This window comes from Rhodanobacter sp. 7MK24 (assembly GCF_014842995.1).
Classification (GTDB): Bacteria; Pseudomonadota; Gammaproteobacteria; order Xanthomonadales; family Rhodanobacteraceae; genus Rhodanobacter_A.
The window spans coordinates 1-586 of the sequence record NZ_JACYXL010000028.1; the positions used below are offsets into that span (position 1 = coordinate 1).

General features: G+C 67.1%; 1 pseudogene. It reads right to left on the reverse strand.

Features of this window, described 5'->3' with window-relative positions:
- Positions 1 to 586: pseudogene (locus IHE49_RS18355) on the reverse strand (hypothetical protein); the annotation flags it as partial.

Below are 586 nucleotides of genomic sequence, written 5' to 3' on the forward strand. Positions count from 1 at the left end.
GTTGGTCGCATTGCCGCCCACCGTTCCGCCAAACGTCACCGCGCCGCTGCCCGCGCTCACCGTCAGGTTTTCGGCCGTCGTGCTCGCGTTGTCCACCGTGCTGCCGAAATCCACCGCACTGTTGGTGGTCGTCAGCGTCACGTTGCCGGACAAGGTCACTGCGTCGTTGTAGGTTTGCGCGCCCGTCGTCGTCACCGCGCCGCCCAGCGTGGTGCTGCCGGGCGCGTCCGTGGTGAGGCTGGTCAACGCCGTCGTGCCGCCCACCACGCCGCCGAAGGTGGTGACACCGGCGGTGTTTACCGTCAACGCATGTGCGCCATTCACCGTCGAGGTGAAATCGATGTTTCCACTGCCCGTGCTCGCCAACGTCATGTCGCTGCCCAGCGACACGGCACCGTTGTAGGTCTGCGCTCCGCTGGTGGTGACGTCGCCGTTGAGCGTGCTGGCGCCGCTGACCGTCAGGTTGTTGAGCGCAAAGGCGCCGCCCACCGTATCGAGCGACACCGTGCCCGCCGTGCCCGCCATCAAAGTCAGGCTGCTGCCGCCTGCCGTGGTGCCACTGACGTCGCCGCCGAAACTGATGTTC